This window comes from Candidatus Protofrankia datiscae, from assembly GCF_000177615.2.
Taxonomy (GTDB): Bacteria; Actinomycetota; Actinomycetes; order Frankiales; family Frankiaceae; genus Protofrankia; species Protofrankia coriariae.
In genome coordinates this window covers 1,970,116-1,988,747 of the sequence record NC_015656.1, presented here as the reverse complement: position 1 = coordinate 1,988,747, position 18,632 = coordinate 1,970,116, and the positions used below count along the sequence as shown (strand labels likewise).

The 18,632-nt window shown below is 70.9% G+C and carries 14 protein-coding genes and 1 pseudogene; 11 read left to right on the top strand and 4 right to left on the bottom strand.

Annotated elements, in window-relative coordinates; all coding sequences use genetic code 11:
• Positions 1 to 55: 55 nt before the first annotated feature.
• The 5 genes and pseudogenes from FSYMDG_RS24215 to FSYMDG_RS29160 all read left to right on the top strand — a co-directional run.
• Positions 56 to 1,855, top strand: a complete 1,800-nt coding sequence (locus FSYMDG_RS24215) for a glycosyltransferase family 4 protein (protein ID WP_013873094.1) — start codon at positions 56 to 58, stop codon at positions 1,853 to 1,855.
• Positions 1,852 to 2,733, top strand: coding sequence for an SDR family oxidoreductase (locus FSYMDG_RS08205; protein ID WP_013873093.1), 882 nt, complete (start codon positions 1,852 to 1,854; stop codon positions 2,731 to 2,733). Before FSYMDG_RS24215 ends, FSYMDG_RS08205 begins: the two co-directional genes overlap by 4 nt.
• Position 2,734: 1 nt before the next feature.
• Positions 2,735 to 5,098, top strand: coding sequence for a heparinase II/III family protein (locus FSYMDG_RS08200; protein WP_013873092.1), 2,364 nt, complete (start codon positions 2,735 to 2,737; stop codon positions 5,096 to 5,098).
• Positions 5,095 to 7,521 carry a bi-domain-containing oxidoreductase gene (locus FSYMDG_RS08195; RefSeq protein WP_013873091.1) on the top strand — a complete coding sequence of 809 codons (2,427 nt, stop codon included), beginning with the start codon at positions 5,095 to 5,097 and terminating at the stop codon, positions 7,519 to 7,521. The genes FSYMDG_RS08200 and FSYMDG_RS08195 overlap by 4 nt, the downstream gene beginning before the upstream one ends.
• Before the next feature lie 144 nt (positions 7,522 to 7,665).
• Positions 7,666 to 7,839: pseudogene (locus FSYMDG_RS29160) on the top strand (GDP-mannose 4,6-dehydratase); the annotation flags it as partial.
• Here FSYMDG_RS29160 and FSYMDG_RS08190 read toward each other — a convergent pair.
• The 4 genes from FSYMDG_RS08190 to FSYMDG_RS24210 form a co-directional block, all read right to left on the bottom strand.
• Positions 7,828 to 8,916 carry an IS630 family transposase gene (locus tag FSYMDG_RS08190; protein ID WP_013871712.1) on the bottom strand — a complete coding sequence of 363 codons (1,089 nt, stop codon included), beginning with the start codon at positions 8,914 to 8,916 and terminating at the stop codon, positions 7,828 to 7,830. The pseudogene FSYMDG_RS29160 and the gene FSYMDG_RS08190 sit on opposite strands and share 12 nt — an antisense overlap.
• 219 nt (positions 8,917 to 9,135) lie before the next feature.
• The gene (locus FSYMDG_RS08185) at positions 9,136 to 10,026 is read right to left on the bottom strand and encodes an IS3 family transposase (protein ID WP_237703101.1); all 891 of its coding nucleotides are present in this window, start codon (positions 10,024 to 10,026) and stop codon (positions 9,136 to 9,138) included.
• A 17-nt stretch (positions 10,027 to 10,043) separates the two neighbouring features.
• Positions 10,044 to 10,334 (bottom strand): transposase, encoded by a 291-nt coding sequence (locus FSYMDG_RS28145; RefSeq protein WP_043602641.1) that lies wholly within the window; start codon positions 10,332 to 10,334, stop codon positions 10,044 to 10,046.
• Between the two features lie 75 nt (positions 10,335 to 10,409).
• Positions 10,410 to 11,606 carry a glycosyltransferase family 4 protein gene (locus FSYMDG_RS24210; protein WP_157490992.1) on the bottom strand — a complete coding sequence of 399 codons (1,197 nt, stop codon included), beginning with the start codon at positions 11,604 to 11,606 and terminating at the stop codon, positions 10,410 to 10,412.
• A 219-nt stretch (positions 11,607 to 11,825) separates the two neighbouring features.
• On the opposite strand from FSYMDG_RS24210, the gene FSYMDG_RS08170 reads away from it, so the two are divergent.
• The 6 genes from FSYMDG_RS08170 (at position 11,826) to FSYMDG_RS08145 (ending at position 18,596) form a co-directional block, all read left to right on the top strand.
• The gene (locus FSYMDG_RS08170) at positions 11,826 to 12,761 is read left to right on the top strand and encodes an FkbM family methyltransferase (RefSeq protein ID WP_013873089.1); all 936 of its coding nucleotides are present in this window, start codon (positions 11,826 to 11,828) and stop codon (positions 12,759 to 12,761) included.
• The gene (locus FSYMDG_RS08165) at positions 12,758 to 13,594 is read left to right on the top strand and encodes an FkbM family methyltransferase (RefSeq protein WP_013873088.1); all 837 of its coding nucleotides are present in this window, start codon (positions 12,758 to 12,760) and stop codon (positions 13,592 to 13,594) included. Before FSYMDG_RS08170 ends, FSYMDG_RS08165 begins: the two co-directional genes overlap by 4 nt.
• The gene (locus FSYMDG_RS22915) at positions 13,591 to 14,355 is read left to right on the top strand and encodes a class I SAM-dependent methyltransferase (RefSeq protein ID WP_013873087.1); all 765 of its coding nucleotides are present in this window, start codon (positions 13,591 to 13,593) and stop codon (positions 14,353 to 14,355) included. Before FSYMDG_RS08165 ends, FSYMDG_RS22915 begins: the two co-directional genes overlap by 4 nt.
• Before the next feature lie 323 nt (positions 14,356 to 14,678).
• Entirely contained in the window at positions 14,679 to 15,464 is a 786-nt protein-coding gene (locus FSYMDG_RS22910) for a class I SAM-dependent methyltransferase (RefSeq protein ID WP_157490991.1), read from the top strand.
• A 217-nt stretch (positions 15,465 to 15,681) separates the two neighbouring features.
• Complete coding sequence (locus FSYMDG_RS08150; RefSeq protein ID WP_043603251.1) at positions 15,682 to 17,184, top strand: DUF362 domain-containing protein; 1,503 nt, start codon at positions 15,682 to 15,684, stop codon at positions 17,182 to 17,184.
• The gene (locus tag FSYMDG_RS08145; protein WP_013873084.1) at positions 17,181 to 18,596 is read left to right on the top strand and encodes a coenzyme F390 synthetase; all 1,416 of its coding nucleotides are present in this window, start codon (positions 17,181 to 17,183) and stop codon (positions 18,594 to 18,596) included. The genes FSYMDG_RS08150 and FSYMDG_RS08145 overlap by 4 nt, the downstream gene beginning before the upstream one ends.
• The last annotated feature ends 36 nt before the right edge of the window (positions 18,597 to 18,632 follow it).

Here is an 18,632-nt window from a genome sequence, read left to right as displayed (position 1 = left end):
GGTGGCTGCGGTGACCGGACCAGCAGGACCAACAGGAGCAGCGGTAGGACCAACAGTGGCGGCCGATACCGCGGGCCGCCGGCCGCTGCGCGTACTCCTGATCACCCACTACTTCCCGCCCGAGGTGGGCGCCCCGCAGGCCCGCCTCGCCGAGACGGCCCGGGCCTGGGCTGCGGACGGCCTCGACGTCACGGTCCTGACCGGGATGCCCAACCACCCCACCGGCGTCGTGCCGCCGGAGTACCGCGGCGCGTGGCGGCGGATCGAGCGACGCGACGGCTACCGGGTGATACGGACCTGGCTGTACGCCACCCCGAACGAGGGGATCGCCCGCCGGACCCTGTCACACCTGTCGTTCACGGTGACCAGCGTGCTGCTGGGCGGGCGGGCGGCCGGGGCGGCCGACGTGGTGGTCGTCTCGTCCCCGACCTTCTTCCCGCTCGGCTCGGCGTGGCTGCTGGCCCGGCTGCGGCGCGCACGCCTGGTGGTCGAGGTCCGCGACCTGTGGCCGGCGATCTTCGTACAGCTCGGCGTGCTGCGCGACCGCCGGGTCATAGCCGCGCTCGAACGGCTGGAGATGGCCGCCTACCGGGCCGCCGACGCCGTCGTCACCGTGACCGACGGCTTCCGGGACGACATCGTCGGACGCGGCATTCCCGCCGGCAAGGTCCACACGATCCACAACGGAGCCGACCTGAGCCGGTTCAGCCCGGCCGCACCGGCGGCTCTGCCGGCCCCGCCATCACCGCCGACCCAGCCAGCCCTCCCGGCACCGCCGGCACCGCCGGTCGCGGCGGAATCGCCGGTCGAGGCAAAGCCTGCGTCCCGAACGGAGCCGCTGGGCCCGCCGGCCGCGTCGCCCCCCGCCGGTTCCCCCTCGGCGGAGCCGGCGTCCCGGACGCTGCGTGCCCGGCTCGGCGCGCGCCCCGGTGACACGCTCGTCCTCTACATCGGCGCCCACGGCATCTCCCAGGGGCTGGTCTCGGTGGTGGACGCCGCGGCCGAACTCGCCCGGGATCCGGTGCACGTCGCCCTCGTCGGCGAGGGGGCCGATCGCGGACGGGTCGCCGACCGGGTCGCCGAGCTGGGGCTCACCAACGTCACCATGCTGCCCGCGGTCGACCGCGACGAGGTGCCCGCCATCGTCGCCGCGGCCGACATCTGCCTGGTCCCGCTGCGGGACGTGCCGCTGTTCGCCACCTTCATCCCGTCGAAGATGTTCGAGCTGCTCGCCGCTGGCCGGCCGGTCATCGGCGCGCTCGCCGGTGAGGCCGCCCGGATCCTCTCCGAGGCGGGCGGGGTCGTCGTCCCACCCGAAAACCCGTCGGCGCTGGCCCGGGCGGTCCGCGCCCTGGCCGCGGACCCGGCCCGGCGCGCCGCCATGGGCGCACAGGGCCGGGCCTGTGTGGTGGCGCGTTTCGACCGCCAGGCGCTCGCCCGCCGCTACCGTCACCTCCTCGAGGAGGTGACGGGCCGTGCGGTCGCCGTTCCGCGACAACGTCCATGCCCCGTGGACGACACCGCCGAGTTGCGCTGGCCACCGGTGCCACCACCCCGACTGGCAGCCGGACCGCCCGGACCGTCCCGACCGGCGACCGGACCGCCCGGACCGTCCCGGCCGGCTGGCGAGCCGCGCCGGCCAGCAGACGAACCATCCCAGCCTGTATCCGAACCGCTCCTGTCAATACCCCTGCCGCCTCTGCCGGCGGGCGGGCCGGCAGAGGCGGCGGAGGCTTCCGGCGTACCCGGCGAAACCGGCGTGCCCGGCACCTTCGGAACGACCAGCACCTTCGGAACGACCGGCGTCACGCCTGACATCACGACCGACGTCCCCGGGCAGCGAGGACGCGCATGAGGCTGCTGGTGACCGGCGGAACCGGATTCCTCGGACGCCGGGTGGTCGCGGACGCGGTCCGGGACGGGCATCACGTCGTTGGGCTCGCCCGCGGCGCGGCGGCCGCCCAGGCTCTGGAGCGCGCGGGCGCGCAGGTTGTCGCGGGCGATCTCGACGACCCCGCCTCGGTGGACGCCGCGTTCCAGGCCGCCAAGGGCGACGTCCTGGTCAACCTCGCCTCCCTCGGCTTCGGGCACGCGGACGTGATCGTGTCGGCGGCCGAGGCGACCGGGCTACACCGGGCGATCTTCATCTCCACGACCGCGATCTTCACGACGCTCCCGGCCGCGACAAAGCGGATCCGGACGGACGCCGAAAAGACGATCACCAGCAGCGGTCTCGACTGGACGATCCTGCGCCCCGCCATGATCTACGGAGGTCTGGACGACCGGAACATGGCTCGCCTGCTGGCCGTGCTGCGCCGCTCCCCCCTGCTGCCTCTGCCCGGTGGCGGCAGCCGCCTGCAACAGCCCGTCCACGTCGACGATCTCGCCGCCGCCGTGCTGGCCGCGGCCCGGCTGGAGGTGTGCGTCGGCCGTGTCTACAACCTCGCCGGGCCGGAGGCGCTGACCTTCCGGACGATCGTGGCGGAGGCCGCTGCCGCGGTCGGGCGCCGGGTCGTCACCGTTCCGCTCCCGCTGCGCGCCACGCTCACCGTGGCCCGCGGATACGAACGGCTGGCGGCCCGCCCACGGCTACGAGCCGAACAGATCGCCCGGCTCGCCGAGGACAAGGCGTTCCCGATCACCGACGCGGCCGCCGACCTCGGCTTCGCGCCACGGCCGTTCGCGCGGGGCATCCAGGCTGAGGCGGCGCTGCTGGCCGAAGGGCGCCGCTGACGTGACAGGCCTGCGTGACGTTACCGGCCCGCGCCCGCCGGCAGGCCGTGGGGCCACGGCCGCGGCCCGCGCCGCCGGTCACCCGGCGCCGAGCCTCAGCCCGGCCGGTGCCGGTGCCGGCACCGGAGATGGTTCGCTGGCCGCTGCCTCCCCCGCGGCGGCCACGGGTGTGCGGCCGGGCCGGTACCCGCGGGCCAGCCGGTACGCGCGGACCGTCCGGCACCTGCGTCCACGGCAGATCACCGCCCGGGTGCGGCTTCGTGGCCAGCGGGCCTTCGTCCGGCGTTTCCCCTGGACGACCGATCGGCTGCTGCGGCTGGCCGCCCCGGAGATCGGCTGCTGGCCGCCCGCCTTCGTACCGTTCGACGGCCGCCTCGCCGCGTCCTGGCCGGACCCGGCCGAACTGATCGACGGGACGCTGACCCTGCTCGGCCACACCCGCCGGCTGCGTGTGCCAGGCGGCGGCCCGGCCGAACTCGACTGGGCGCAGGCCGGCGCGCCGCTGCTGTGGCGCTACCACCTGCACTACTGGGACTGGGCCTGGACACTGACGGCGCACGGTGACCGCGACGAGGCCCGGGCCGTCTTCGCCCGGCTGTACACGTCATGGCGGGCCGCCACGCTGATCGACAGCAGCCGGGACGCCACGGCGACCCCCGGCGGACAATTCGTTACACGCCGTGGCCACAGGCTGGTGCCGCCGGGCGCCGGCACCGCGTGGGCGCCCTATGTCGCCTCCCTGCGCGCGTGGACGCTGTGCGGGCTGTTCGAGCCGCTCGCGCGGGGCGGTGCGGCCGAGGCGGCCGTCCGCGCCGACCTCGGCCGGCACGCGGCCTTCCTGCGGGCGCACCTGGAGACCGACGTCGGTGGCAACCATCTGGTCAAAAACCTCAAGGCCCTGATCGGGCTGGCGGTGGCCGGCGGCGACGCCGCTGGCCACCGGCGGTGGGTCGAGAGGCTGCGTGGCGAGGTCCGCCGGCAGGTGCTGGCCGACGGCGGTCACTACGAGCGGGCGCCCGCCTACCACTGCCAGGTGCTCGCCGACCTCGACGACGTGGTCCGCCTGCTCGCGGCGAGCGGCGCGGCAGTGCCGGACGATCTGCCGGCCGCGATCGCCCGGATGCGCGACTGGCTACGCACGGTACTCGGCCCGGACGGGGAGGTGCCGCTGCTGAACGACGGCTACCCCGTCCCCGCCGACGCGGTGGACCACCTGCTGTCCGGCGACCGCGAACCCGTCAGCGGCAGACTCGTCAGCAGCGGAACCACCGGCACCGGAACCACCAGTGCCGGAACCGCCGGCGTCGGCACCGGGTCGCGGCTGCTCGCCGACAGCGGTCTCGCCGTGTTACGGGCGGGCGGCTTCCACCTCGTCGCCGATGTCGGGCCGGCATGCCCGGACACGCTGCCCGCGCATGCCCACGCCGACACCCTCGCGTTCCTGCTCTGGTACGACGGCGTCCCCCTGATCGTCGACACCGCGACCTCGACCTACGATCCGGGGGCCGTCCGCGACCACGAACGCTCGAGCACGGCGCACGCGAGCCTGGTCGTCGACGGCACCGACTCGACCGAGGTCTGGGGTGCCTTTCGCGCCGGCCGCCGCGCCCGCCCGGCGATCACCCGGATGGCGCTGGACGGCGACACGGCGGTCCTCACCGCGTCCCACGACGGCTACCGGCACCTGCCCGGACGCCCGTCGCACGAACGCACCTTCACGGTCCGGCCGGAGCGGGTGACGCTCACCGACCGGGTGACGCGCACCGCCCCGGCGACCGAGCGGGAAGCCGGGCAGCGGGGTCATCGAGTCGAGATCCTCTTCCCGCTCGCCCACACCGCGACCGCCACCGTGGACGGCCTCGACACGATCCGGATCAGCGGCAGCGGCAGCGGCAGCGGCAGCGGCAGCGGCAGCGGCAGCGGCAGCGGCAGCGGCAGCGGCAGCGGCAGCGGCAGCGGCAGCGGCAGCGGCAGCGGCAGCGGGGAGATCGTCATGCGTGTGCGGAGCGACCCGGCCGCCGCCGTGACGGGCCGCTGGGAGCTGCGCCCGACGCACCGTGCGCTCGGCTGGCAGGACACCGTGCCGGCGCTCACCGCCGCCTACGTCGTCGATCACGAGCTGCCCGTCGAGATCCACACGGACATCGAGATCGGCCGGCCGGCCGACGCCCGGCCGCAACCACCAGCTCGGCCGACGACAGCGGACCAACCGGATATACCGGACCAACCAGGCATATCAGGCCGGCCAGACGTATCAGGTCGGTCAGGGGCACCAAACCGGTCAGAGGCACCAGGCCGACCGGAAGCAGCAGGCCGACCGGAGGCGCCGGGCCAGGCAGGAGCCAAGAGGGTGGAGCGGACGTGAAACAGGTGGTGCAGGCGGTCAGTGGGGGCGCGGTCGAGGTTCTCGACGTCCCCGCGCCGCGGATCGGCCCGACCGAGGTGCTGGTCCGGACCACGGCGAGCATCGTCTCCCCCGGAACGGAGCGGGCGGTCACCGCGCTCGCCCGCTCGGGGCTGGTGGCCAAGGCCCGGGCCCGTCCCGACCTGGTCCGCCAGGTGGTCCAACGGGCCCGGGTCGACGGGATCGGCCCGGCCGCCCGCGCGGTACGGGCCCGCCTCGGCGGGGACATCCCGCTCGGCTACAGCGCGGCCGGGACCGTGCTGGACGTCGGGGAGATGGTCGACGGGACCGGCATCGTGCCCGGGCAGCTCGTCGCCACCGGTGGGGCCGGCTGGGCGAACCACGCCGAGGTCCAGGCGGTGCCCGGTCTGCTGTGCGTGCCGGTGCCTGCCGAGGTACCGGCCGCGGACGCGGCGTTCGCGACGGTGGGCTCCATCGCCCTGCACGGGCTGCGCCTGGCCGACGTCGGGCCGGGCGCCAAGGTGGTGGTCGTCGGGCTTGGCCTGGTCGGCCAGCTCGCCGCCCGGATCGCACTGGCCAGCGGATGCGACGTGGCCGGTATCGACGTCGCCGACCTGCCGCTGGCCGCAGCCGACCGGGCCGGCGTCCTCACTCTGCGTGAACAGGACGAGGCCGCCACGGCCGCGGTGCTGCGCTGGGCCCGTGGGCGGGGCGCGGACGCCGTGCTGGTCTGTGCCGCCACCCGGACGTCGGATCTCATCGGCCGGGTGCCGGCGCTGTGCCGGGACCGCGCGACCGTGGTCGTTGTCGGGGACGTCGGGCTTGAGCTCGACCGCACGCCCTTCTACGACCGGGAACTGTCGGTGCGCTTCGCCCGCTCGTACGGTCCCGGCCGCTACGAGCGGGCGTACGAGGACTGGGGGGTGGACTACCCGGCCGGTCAGGTCCGCTGGACAGAGGGCCGCAACCTGGAGGCCGTCGTCGACCTGCTGGCCACCGGCCGGCTGAAGGTCGATGACCTGGTCACGCACAGTTTCGCCGTCGACGACGCCGCGTCCGCCTATGCTCTGGTCGAGAGCCGGAGCGAGCCATACCTGGCGATCCGCTTCGACTACGACGTCTCCCGGACACTGCCGGAGAGCATCGTCCTGCCGTCCCGGCGCGGGCAGCCAGGACGGCTGTCGGGGCTGTCCGGGCTGCCGGGGCCGTCCGGTGCCTCCCGGTTGTCCCTGCCGCTGCGGCTGCCAGGGTCATCCCTGGCGGCCGGGCTCTCCCGGGTCCCCGGGCTGCCCGTTCTCCCCGGGCCGGCCGGGGCACGCCGCGCCGCCCGCGCAGGCGACAGCGCACACGACAACGGCGCACACACCGACAGCACACGGGACGCCGGCCGGCGCTACGGCATCGGCTGGATCGGCGCCGGCGCCTTCTCCGCCACCGTGCTGCTGCCCGCCTTCCGGGCCGCGGGCTTCGACCGCTTCGTCACGGTCGGCTCGGCCGGTGGGCTGCGCGCCCGGCGCTTCGGGGAGCGCGCCGGCTTCACGCGGATCGCCGGCAGCCCGGACGCCGTCATCGACGATCCCGACGTCGACGTGGTGGTCATCGCGACCCCGCACGACGCCCACGCCGACCTGGTCGTACGGGCGCTGGAGGCCGGCCGGCACGTTTGGTGCGAGAAGCCGCTGGCGCTGTCCTTCGACGAGCTGCGGGCGGTGGCGGACGCCGCCCGCGGCGCCGACGGCGTCCTGTTCACCGGTTTCAACCGGCGCTGGTCACCCGCGGCCCGGCTCGCCCGGGAACAGCTCGACGCCCGGACGTCCCCGCTCACCATGATCTACCGGGTTGCGGCCGGGAAGGTCACGGACGGGCACTGGTACGCCGACCGCCGCCAGGGCGGACGGCTGCTCGGGGAGGTCTGCCACTTCGTCGACACCTGCACGTTCCTGAACCCCTCGGAGATCGTGTCGGTGCGGGCGCATCCGGCCGGACGCGGGGGCGTGCTGCTCGCCGACGACGTGACGGTCGTGCTCGGGCACGCCGATCAGTCGGCCTCGGTGATCGTCTACTCCTCCGCGCGCCCGGCCGGCGTCGGCAAGGAGCGTCTGGAGGCGCTGGCCGGCGACACGCACCTCGTCCTCGACGACTTCCGGTCGCTGACCGTCGGTGGCCGCGCTGTCTGGCAGGGACGCCAGGACAAGGGGCATGAGGCGGCCGTGCGCGAGTTCCACCGGCGGCTGCGCAACACCAATGACGCCCCGGAGACGGACTTCGGCCTCACCACCTCGGCCCACGTCCTCGCAGCTGCCGCCGCGGCGACGGCAACCGCGGCGACAGCGCCGGCAGCAACCCGAAGCAGCGCCCAGCGGGCGGAGCACGTCACACCCGATACCCCGAGCACCCCGACTACCCCGAGCACCGTGACGTGACAGCGCAAAACGCAGCGACCGGCACGGTCGCCACGGACACGGTCACACTGCCCGGCAGGCCGCACGCCGCCCGACACCGGCGGCCGCGGCGCGTGGCCCCCAGGCGCCCCGTCCTCATGAACTCGGAATAGACGACTGAACCTATACGTCGTTCAGGACCTGCGTTTCCTGCGGCCCGCGGAGGTCAACGTGCTCGTCGGCGACGCATCCAAGGCGCGGGGTCTGCTCGGCCGGCGACCAGCCGTCGGCTTCCGCGCTCTTGTCGGGATGATGGTGGACGCCGACCTTGCCGCCGTACGTAGTGAGCTAGTGTCCTGAGTCGTTGATTCGCTGGCAGTAGGCGGCGAGGGTCTCGAGGATCTCGTCGGCGGTCTTGGCCCAGACGAACGGCTTCGGGTCCTTGTTCCAGGCGTTGATCCATCGGCGGATGTCGGCTTCGAGTTCGACGACCGAGCGGTGCGTCGATCGGCGCAGCTTGCGGGTGGTCAGCTCCGCGAACCAGCGCTCGACCAGGTTCATCCACGACGCCGAGGTCGGGGTGAAGTGCAGGTGGAAGCGGGGGTGGCGCAGCAGCCAGTTCTTCACCGCCGGGGTCTTGTGGGTGGCGTAGTTGTCCAGGACCAGGTGCAGGTCGTAGCCCTTCGGGACCGAGGAGTCGATCAGCTTGAGGAAGCGCAGGAACTCCTGGTGACGGTGCCGCCGGAAGGTCTGCGCGATCACCGACCCGGACGTCGGGTCGAGCGCGGCGAACAGGCTGGTCGTGCCATGGCGGACGTAGTCGTGGGTCATCCGCTGCGGGGTACCCGGCATCAGGGGCAGCACCGGTGCCGTGCGATCCAAAGCTTGCACCTGCGACTTTTCGTCGACGCAGAGCACGATCGCCTTCTCCGGCGGGTCGAGGTAGACCCCGACCACGTCACGGACCTTGTCCACGAACAGCGGGTCGGTGGACAGCTTCCACGTCTCGACCAGATGCGGCTTCAACCCGAACGCCCGCCACATCCGTGACACCGTCGACTGCGACAGCCCACTGGCCCTCGCCATCGACCGCGATGTCCAATGGGTATCGCCGTTCGGTGGCTTCTCCTCCAACGTCCTCGCGATCACCGCCTCGACCTGGGCGTCGGTGACCTTCCGAGGCGCTCCCGGACGTGCCTCGTCTGACAGGCCCTCCAGCCGGTCGACCGCGAACCGCTCCCGCCATTTCGCGACCGTTCCCCGGGTGATCCCGAGCTCGGCCGCGACCCCCGAGTTCGTCCCACCGTCCGCGCAGGCCAGCACGATCCGCGAGCGCAACGCCAGCGCCTGCGCGGTCTTCCGCCGTCGGGCCCAGCCCTCCAGCACCGCACGCTCAGCAGACGACAACTCGATGGGATCCGCGCTCGGGCCAGGCACCAGCCCATTCTATCTGCACACGAATCAACGACTCAGGACACTAGACCGTGAGAACGCCACGCCACGCCACGCGGCAGCACTTCACAACAAGGCCTGACCACCCTCGTTGGCTCGACCTCGTTGGCTCGACCTCGTTGTGGAGGCATCCTGACACCCGGCGATTCGGCGATTCGGCGATTGCCAACTCTGGAGGGTTCCCACTTTCGTGGACAGTCCTAACTATGCAGCACGAAGTGTTTGTCCGTCAAATTCTTCCTCGAACTCGACAGGCGTGAGATAGCCGATCGAGGAGTGCAACCGCTGCCGGTTGTAGTAGATCTCGACATATTCGAAGATCCCCGCCCGGACGCGGTCTATGGTATCGAACGGGTGGAGGTGGACGAACTCCTTCTTGAGGGTGGCCCAGAAGGACTCCGCCGCGGCGTTGTCGAAACAGATCCCGGTACGGCCGACGGAGTTTCGGACGTTGTTGTCGCGACAGAAGGCGACGAACTCACGGCTGGTGTACTGACCGCCTCGGTCGGCGTGGAATATGACGCCGCCGGGTGGCCGCCGGCGGGTGACGGCCATACGAAGCGCGTCGAGAACGAGTTCGGTGCGCATGTGATCGGCGACCGCCCAGCCGACGATCTTCCGAGAGAACGCGTCGATGACGGAGGCCATGTACACCCAGCCATCCCAGGTGCGAATATATGTTATGTCGCCGTACCACAACTGGTTCGGTGCGGACGCGGCGAAGTCTTGGCCGACAAGATCAGGCAGCGATGAGGAGTCCGCGGCCTGCACCGTCGTCACCGGCCGGCGGGGACGCGGATGCACGCTGACCAGGCCCATCGTCGCCATCAGCCGCTGGACCCGCTTGTAGGCGACGGCGACGCCCTGGCGGCGGATCTCGTGGAAGATCCGCCGCACGCCGTACCGCCCCTCGTGACGGTCGAAAACAGCTCTGATCATGGTCGACAAGGTGGCGTCGTCCTTCTCCCTCCGAGACGGGCCGCGTTTCTTCCACGCATAGTAGCCCTGTCGGGACACGTCGAGTTTCTTGCACATGTAGTCGACGGGAAAGGTGTTCGCGCCGTCGGCGGACACAGGCTTCTTCGGAGCGTGTATCGAGATGAACTCGAACTTTACTTCTGCTCGCTCGCGAAGAAGCTCGCCGCTTTTTTTAGGAAGGCGATGTCCATCTGCGCCTGCGCGTACTTCTTCCGGAGCTCCTCAAGTTCCGCGCGCTCCGACACCGACAGCGGCCGCTCCTCGGTCTCGCCGTTCTCCTTCGCCTTCTTCACCCAGTTTCCCAACGTGGTCTCGTGGATACCCAGACTCTTCGCGACCTCGGTCACCGACCGGCCCGAGTCGAGCACCAACCTTACTGCCTCGGATTTGTACTCCTGGGTGAACTTCCGGCGAGCTGACCCCATGACGCTCCTTCCCTATGGACAGCGAACCTCAGGTTCGCTGTCCACGGAAGCGGGATCACTCCACTCAACCTGCGGCTACCGTGACGGCATCGGGTCTGCGGCCTGCCCGGCGCTGGCATCGCGTGGGCGCGGGACCGATCGCGGCAATGGCATAACGCCGGACGGCCTGTCCCTGCCGAGAAGTATCCGGCAGGTCTGCTCGGCGTAAGCATCAGGGTCGGTTACCGTCCGCGCCCATTCCTGCGCTCGCTCACCAGCCTCCGCAAGGCAATCACGGTCGGACAGCAGCTGCAGTACTACCGCAGCAAGAGCCTCTGCGGACTCATCAGTTGGCGACCACCCGGTCACCCTGGCGACATAGGCATCTGCAGAGCCACCCGAGAACGGCGCAACGACAGGGCATCCTGCGAGCTGCGCCTCGGCCAGCACGATGCCGAATCCTTCCCCGCTGCACGGGGGCCGCACGCTTGTCCGGGTGCACAGGGCAAACAGGTCTGCAGCCGCGTAAAGCTTCGCCAACTCTGCATCGGACGGCGAGACACGCAGTTCGGCGTCATCAAAACGATCCAGAAAATGGATCAGGTCCGAAGGGGCCGGCCCCTGACCCGCCACGACCAGACGCACCGCGCCGAGACCTCTCCGAACCTGTTGGATCGCTTTTGCCAACTCAGGCAAGCCCTTCTGACGCCATTCCGACAGCCGGAAGACACTCAGCACCACTGGTTGACCATCCACACCAGCCAGCCGTGGTGTCTCCTCCAGGGTCTGACGCCACCGGGGATCGATACCAGGCGGCAGCACCACCGGGACCCCGAGAGGCAGGAGAGCGCCGGCGCTGAAGCTGCTGACGGTCAAAGGGCGCGCCCGCGCAAGCCGGGTGAGATATGTTCGTCGCAGTAGTGAAGTGCCCCAGATGTCGGTGCCGTGGAACACGACAAACGAGCGACGCGGCCGCGCAAGCGCCGCTACCGCTACCGCCACTGGGAGAAGCCCCGGATGCCCCACTAGCAGACACCGGACGGGCGCATACCGCCGCGCGGCGACCAGGGCGCGAGCGGCAAAGGCGGCCTTCGCAGCGAGCGTGGGACGGCGTCCGGGAGAAAGCAGGTCCACCCTGTGTACCTGTGCGCCCGACCTGTCGACTGCCTGTTCAAGCGTTGCAAGGTAGCGCTCGATGCCGCCACCGCGTCCCCGTGACGGCGCAAGTAGCAGCACGTCGCCGATCGGGCTGGTCCGCTCCGCGGGACGGTCGCGACGCATGGAGTTCTTCATGTTACGCATTGTGCTCGAGAAGCACTTCGAGTTGACAGCACCGACACGCCAACCCAGCCACCCCGTGCACGACATCCCGTGCACGCCTCCGAAGCCCGCGGGCCATCGTGGCGGAAGCGCACCGACCGAGGCACGCCAGAAGCCGCCATTAAATGCTTAACGTAATTTCCATGCTACTCTGAGTTGGCACCGATGTGTCACCTGGGAGCAGGAGAGCGTATGGACTGGAAGACTGCGGCCGTCCGCCTCGGCGGCGACCTCCGGCAGATAGCCGCTGTAGCCGGCCCGGCGACCGCGGGGCGATATACCGCCGCCACGGTTGCTCGACTACCAGCGGTCGTCCGGCAAAGGAACCTGAACGCGGTGGACGGGGCCATGACGAACCGGCCGTGGAAGTTCCGCCCGATGCCGGGAGTCGAGGTCATGCTACCCGGCCGCATGTTCGGCGGCGCACGGGAGATGTACTGCCGAGGTGTTTCCTTCGCCAGGCCCGGCTACGCACCCGCTCCCGGCGACACCGTAGTCGATCTCGGTGCCAACCACGGACTGTTCTCACTGATAGCCGCGGCAGCGGGCGCGCAGGTCCTCGCCGTCGAAGCGCAGCGCGGCTTTGGTGCGATCATCCAGGAACACGCGAGCCTCAACGGGTGCGCGGAGCGCATCCGGGTAGTGCACACGCTTGTCGATGCTGATACCGGAGTCCTGGCAAGCGCGGAAGGCCGGCGGGCCGCCAGCCATTGGGCCGGCGACGTTCCCACCACCGGAATGGTCGAACTCCTCGACTCGGCAGGCTTCCAGAGGGCCAGCCTCCTGAAGATCGATATTGAGGGTTCCGAGTTCGCGCTGTTCCAGGAAGCCGGATGGCTCGACCGCGTCGACCGCGTCGTGATGGAGGTCCACACGGAGTTCGGCGACCCGCTGACCCTGCTGGCCTCCCTGTCCGCTGCCGGCTTCGACACGGTCCTGCTCGACAACACCCTGCGGCCGGCAACGAGCCTCGGGCGCGACCCGTCCGGCTACATCTACGCGAGACAGGCGTCGCAGCGACTGCCCAGGAGGCGTCCACTGACCGAGGCGTCCGCACCGGCCACACCGCCTGCCTCTATGGCCGGAGTTCCCCCGCGGACCGCCGCCGACGAGCGGACGATCCAATGATCGGGCCGAGGCACTCCGCGACAACGACGCTCTCCCTACGGTCCATCGCGGAGCGTGCGTCCCACCAGATCGTGTTGCGCCGTAGGCTGCCTGCGCCCTTCGACCGGACCCGGATCTACGTGTCCTCCGAAGCCGGGCTGAAATACCTGCGCCCGAGACTCACGGGCGTCGACCCCATACTGCTCGGCCTTGTCCGCGAAGTGATCCGGACGAGCAACACGGTCTGGGACATCGGAGCCAACACCGGGCTGTTCGCGTTCGCCGCCGCGGCGGTGGCCGGCCCCGGTGGAACGGTACTCGCCGTCGAACCCGACACGGTCATGGTCAACTTGCTGCGACGGTCGACAGCACTGCCCGGGAAACGCGCCGGGATAGACGTCCTACCGGTAGCGGTCGCGGCTGATCCAGGTGTGAGCAGGTTCTGCATCGCGGCGCGCAACCGGGCCACCAACCACATCGAAGGATTCGGCAGTAGCCAGACCGGCGGCGTACGCGCCGTCCAGGTCGTGCCGACGATCACCCTCGACTCGCTCCTCGACCACTTCCCGGCCCCCGATGTGTTGAAGATCGACGTCGAGGGAGCCGAGCGCCTGGTCCTCGAAGGCGGTCTCCGACTGCTCCGCGAGACCCGGCCGACCATCATCTGCGAAGTTGCCCCGGCCAATGCCGGCCAGGTAACCAAAATCTTCACCGAACACGGTTATCGGATCTTTGATGCCTCTCATCCCGCCGGTACGCGCGAACCCGTCGACTCGGCGCCCTGGGCCACGCTCGCGCTCGCCGCAGGCCGCAGCGACCGGCCTGCCACTACGGATGAAGGACAACGGCGATGACCGACTACTCGACAGCCACGGTCCCTGCCAGGCTCACGAACCTACGAGACCGTATGTACGGCAGGTACGCCACCACGCACGCCGGTGTTAGGGACTCCACGGCGGACAGCCTGGTCTTCCGCCGGGAAATCCTGACCTACCTCCCAGCGGACCGCGATATCGACATCATTGACATCGGCTGCGGACAAGGGGCCATCGTCCGACAGCTCCTCGATGCCGGCTACCTTCGGGCACGAGGCGTCGACATCAGTCCTGAACAAGTGGAACTCGCCCACCGGGCAGGACTCGGCCACGCGGTCGATGTGGGTGACGCGATGAGCGTACTGCAGGCTGCGGGCGGCGTTGACGCAGTAATCGCCACGGACCTATTCGAGCATCTGACCAAGCCCGAGGTGCTCACTGTCTGCGATGCCGTCCATGCCGGGTTGCGTGAGGGTGGTGTGCTCATCGCACGAGTACCGAACGCGGTAAGCCCGTTTGGCGGAAACTACCAACACGGTGACTTCACCCACGAAACCGCGTTCACCGCCAGAAGCGCCCGCCAGGTGGCCCGGACCGTCGGCTTCACGCACGTCGAGATTCTTCCCTGTGAACCGATCGTCCACGGCGCGCGCAGTGCGCTGCGCTGGGCGGTCTGGCGAGCGCTCAGCGGGTCGCTCTCCGTCGCTCTCGCGGCAGAGACCGGTGTGTTACGAGGTCATCTGTTCACCCAGAACATTCTGGTCGTCGCTCGCAGGGACGGCAGACGGCCCAATGCCTGACGGCACGCCGGAACACCGTCCGGAACAACTCCACGAGCACCGGACAACGCCCGTTTCGCGACATTTCTGGTGCTCGGTGGCCTGGCCCGCGACGCGCGGCCTCCCGAGCCAGGCGTTCATGACCGCCGGCCACCCTCCGCTCACCCGGGGAGACATCTGTGATCACCAGAGAATGCCCTTTCTGCGACGCTTGTGGCGCCCGGTACTACGGCAGCCGGGACGCGGCGGTCTGGGCCAGATGCCACACCTGCCGATCGATCTTCCGTGACATCTCTGCAGCCGACTTCGAGGATCTCCACAAACAAGCGGAAGACGGTTCGACCTTGATCCCCCGCGCCGTCGAAGTGTCGGGCAACCAGCCGCGTGCCGAGCTCTGGCGGACGATCGGCCTGGCCGGATCGACCGTCCTGGAGATCGGACCGGGCTCCGGGCATCTGCTGGCCGCCGCCCGGGACGCCGGCCGACAGGTGTGGGGCGTGGAAACAAATCCGGCGCACCGCGCGCACATAGCGTCTGCCTGGGGGATCCGCACCGTCCACCCAGCGCTGTCGGACCTCCCGCCCGGCCAGACCTTCGACGCGATCGTTGCGATCAACGTCCTGGAACACATCCACGACATCCAGGGATTCCTGCAGGCACTGCGAACGCGCCTGTCACCCAACGGCGCGATCTTCATCTCGACGCCGAACTCGTCCTGCATCGTGCCCCGCGTCGTCGGGCCGTGGTGGTCGATGTTCAAGGAGGTCGACCATGTGGCGTTCCCGTCGGCCGTGGGAATGTCGGCAGTCGCCGCCGCTGCGGGCCTGGCGGTCGGTCGGGTGTGGACGAGCGAGCTCCCGTTGGAAACGCCGATCGGATTCGCGGTGGCCGCACGCGACTACCTCCGGCGCAGGCGGCAGGGAGCACACCACCGGGATGCTTCGCCCGGCCGTCCGCCGGCTGCCGGACCGCCCGCCGTCCGATCCGCTCACCAGCTCGCGGACCGAGGGGTGGTCGGACGGGTGAACCGCTTCAAGCCTGGCTGGGAGCCCAGCGCCCGGCTGATGGCCTGGCTCGGGCGAGCCGCCACCATCAAGGCCGTCCTCACCCATCCGGGCCAGGGAGCCTGACCCGTCCGACCGGGAGGTGGGCCTTCCGGTGATGCGACGCACCCAGCCCAGTCCTCGCATTCCGTAGTAGAGTCGCTACTCTTAGCTTAGATACGTCACCGTCTGCTATCTACCGACCATCCGTTCGAGGACCGGTACGCGCGATACCCGACCGCCTCGGCCGTGGCGGCACTCCACTGCCAGGGCACTCCTACCGATAAGGCCGGACATGCCGGGAATGCTCGAGAGCACTGCCACCCCGTACCGGGTGGCGGTCACACGGACGCGGACCGCGTCCTATCCCGACGTCGTGCCCTTCTCCCCGGACACCGCGTATCCCGAGTACGCGCACGGGCACCTCGGCCCGGCGGCGAACCCGGTGTATGCCGGCGTCCGCCGGGCCCTGGCGCTGGCCGGGCTGGACACGGCGAACGTGGACACCGCCCGCTGGAACCCGCTGGCCGATGTCGTCCCCCCGGGCGGGACGGTCGTGCTCAAGCCCAACCTGGTGCGTGAGCATCACCCGCGGGATCCACAGGGCTGGCGGTACGTGCTCACCCACGGCTCTGTGGTGCGCGCCGTCGCCGACTACGCGTTCGCCGCGGTCGGGGGCGCCGGCCGGGTGGTGATCGCCGACGCACCGCAGACCGACTCGTCCTTCGCCGCGATCGTGAGCGTGCTCGGCCTGGACGAGCTGCGCCGGTTCTACCGGGAGCGCGGGCTGCGCCTCGACCTGGTCGACCTGCGCCAGGAGGAGTGGACCACGGTCGACGACGTCGTCGTGGCCCGCCGCCGCCTGCCGGGCGACCCCGGCGGCGCGATCGCCTTCGACCTCGCCGCGGCCAGCGAGTTCGCCGACCACGGCGGAGCGGGCCGCTACTACGGCGCCGACTACGACAGCCGGGTGGTGAACTCCCACCACAGCGGCGGCCGGCACGAGTACCTGCTCTCCGGCACGGCCCTGCGGGCCGACCTCGTGGTGAACCTCCCCAAGTTGAAAAGCCACAAGAAGGCCGGGATCACCCTCGCCCTGAAGAACCTGGTCGGGATCAACGCGGACAAGAACTGGTTACCGCACCACACCGAGGGCCGGCCCGACACCGGCGGCGACGAGCATCCCAGCCGCAGCTCCCGGCACTCGCTCGAGCGGGCCGTGGCCACCAGGCTGCGCCGGGTGGCCATGCTCTCCCCCCACCTGGGCGGTGGCGTGCTGCGGCTGGCCCGCCACGGCGGCAGCCAGCTGTTCGGGGACGGTGACACCGTGGTACGCAGCGGTAACTGGTGGGGCAACGACACGGTGTGGCGCATGTGCCTCGACCTGAACAAGATCCTGGAATACGGCCGGCCGGACGGCACCGTGGCCGACACCCCCGATCCGGACCGGCGGCACATCGTCATCGTGGACGGGGTGATCGCCGGGCAGCGCAACGGCCCGATGAACCCCGACCCGCTGCCCGCCCGGTTACTGGCCTGCGGGACCACACCAGCCGCGGTCGACGCGGCCGCAACGTACCTGTTCGGTTTCGACCCCGACCGGGTGCCGGTGGTCCGCCAGGCGTTCGCCTGCCGCGCTCTGCCGCTGGCCCATGGCGACTGGCGCGACATCGAGATCGTCTCCGACCACGATCCGTGGCATGGACGCCTCGGGTCACTGCCGGTCGAGACGGTCCTGCGGGCCGAGGCGCACTTCGCCTGGCGGGGGTACATCGAACACCAGTCACCGCCGGCGGTGCCCCGATGACCCGGGCCTGGGCGGCCTCACGAACGACCGCGGGGGCGGCGGCACGGACGGTCCCGGCGCGGGCGGGCTCGGTGTTCGGCTCCCGGGCCGCCGCCGCCGCGTTCGACGCCGCCTGCGCCAGTCCGCTGGTGCGCGGCCACCTGCGCACGCTCGCCAGGTTGGAGGCGGCCGAGGCGGCCGAGGTCCACCAGTGGCAGGTGTCCCGGCTGGCCCGCTTCCACCGGCTCTGGGGCCGGTCGGTGCCGTACTACCGGGCACATCCGGAATATCTCCAGGCCTGTCTCCAGGGCCGGCTCGACGAGCTTCCGGTGCTGGGCAAGGAGACCGTCCGCGGCCTTGCCGGCTCCTTCAGCAGCCCGCGGGTGCCCGCCCGGCGGGTCACCACCGGCGGCACCGGCGGGCGGCCGCTGGATCTGCGGATCTCCTACGCGTCGTTCTTCACCGAGTGGGCCCACATCGCCCACGTGTGGGGACGGGCGGGGGTACGGCCGACCGACCCGAAGATCACTTTCCGGGGCGGCAGTCTCGGCGCGGGCTTCGCCGGCCAGCCGATCCTGTTCCAGCCGACGTACAACCACTTCCTGGTCTCCCCCTTCCACCTGTCGGACCGGACCTTCGCCGATCTGCTGGACCGGCTCGGCGACTTCCGGCCGGTGGCCGTCTGGGGGTACCCGTCGGCGGTCACACCGTTCGCCCACTGGGTGGCGCGGACCGGGCCGCACCGCGCGCTCAGCCGCGTCCGCGCGGTGCTGCTGGCCAGCGAGGGCGCCTTCGACTGGCAGGTGGCGCTCTTCCGGGAGGTCTTCTCGGCACCGGTGGTCCGCTGGTACGGCCAGAGCGAGAAGGTGGTGTTCGCCGGTGAATGCCCCTGCCGCCCGGGCGCCTACCATCTCGCCCCCACCTACGGCCTCACCGAGGTCGTCGACGGACGGATCGTCGGCACCGGAATGACCAACGCCGCCATGCCGCTGGTGCGCTACGACACCGAGGACGCCGGCACCCTGCTGCCCCCGGGGTCGCGCGGCGCCCGCTGCGTCTGCGGCTCGTCGTTCCCGGTGCTCACCGACGTCCGCGGGCGTTGGGACCAGTCCCTGGTCTACGGGGCGGACGACGAGCCCATCTCCACCGCGGCCCTGAACTTCCACGACGGCGCCTTCGCCGTCTTCGACCGGTTCCAGTTCCACCAGGAGCGTCGCGGCGAGGTGGAGTTGCGGGTGGCCGCCGCCCGGCCGCCGGCGGCCAGCGACCTGGCCCGGGCCCGCCACCTCCTGCAGGAGCGGGTGGGCGACCGCCTGCGGGTGTCGGTGGCCGTCGTCCCCCCGGAAACGCTGCTGAGCGTCCGCGGAAAGGGCGTGACGGTGGACCAGCGCTATCGACCCGGCCCGGCCACGGAAATGTCCCGAAATGTCTGACCAACAGGTCCCGGGCCACCGACAACATTTTTCGAA

Coding starts and splice junctions, on each gene's coding strand:
- FSYMDG_RS08205 (WP_013873093.1), top strand. CDS start 1,852: ATGAGGCTGCTGGTGACCGGCGGAACCGGATTCCTCGGACGCCGGGTG.
- FSYMDG_RS28145 (WP_043602641.1), bottom strand. CDS start 10,334: ATGGGGTCAGCTCGCCGGAAGTTCACCCAGGAGTACAAATCCGAGGCA.
- FSYMDG_RS24210 (WP_157490992.1), bottom strand. CDS start 11,606: ATGAAGAACTCCATGCGTCGCGACCGTCCCGCGGAGCGGACCAGCCCG.
- FSYMDG_RS08170 (WP_013873089.1), top strand. CDS start 11,826: ATGGACTGGAAGACTGCGGCCGTCCGCCTCGGCGGCGACCTCCGGCAG.
- FSYMDG_RS08165 (WP_013873088.1), top strand. CDS start 12,758: ATGATCGGGCCGAGGCACTCCGCGACAACGACGCTCTCCCTACGGTCC.
- FSYMDG_RS22915 (WP_013873087.1), top strand. CDS start 13,591: ATGACCGACTACTCGACAGCCACGGTCCCTGCCAGGCTCACGAACCTA.
- FSYMDG_RS08150 (WP_043603251.1), top strand. CDS start 15,682: ATGCTCGAGAGCACTGCCACCCCGTACCGGGTGGCGGTCACACGGACG.
- FSYMDG_RS08145 (WP_013873084.1), top strand. CDS start 17,181: ATGACCCGGGCCTGGGCGGCCTCACGAACGACCGCGGGGGCGGCGGCA.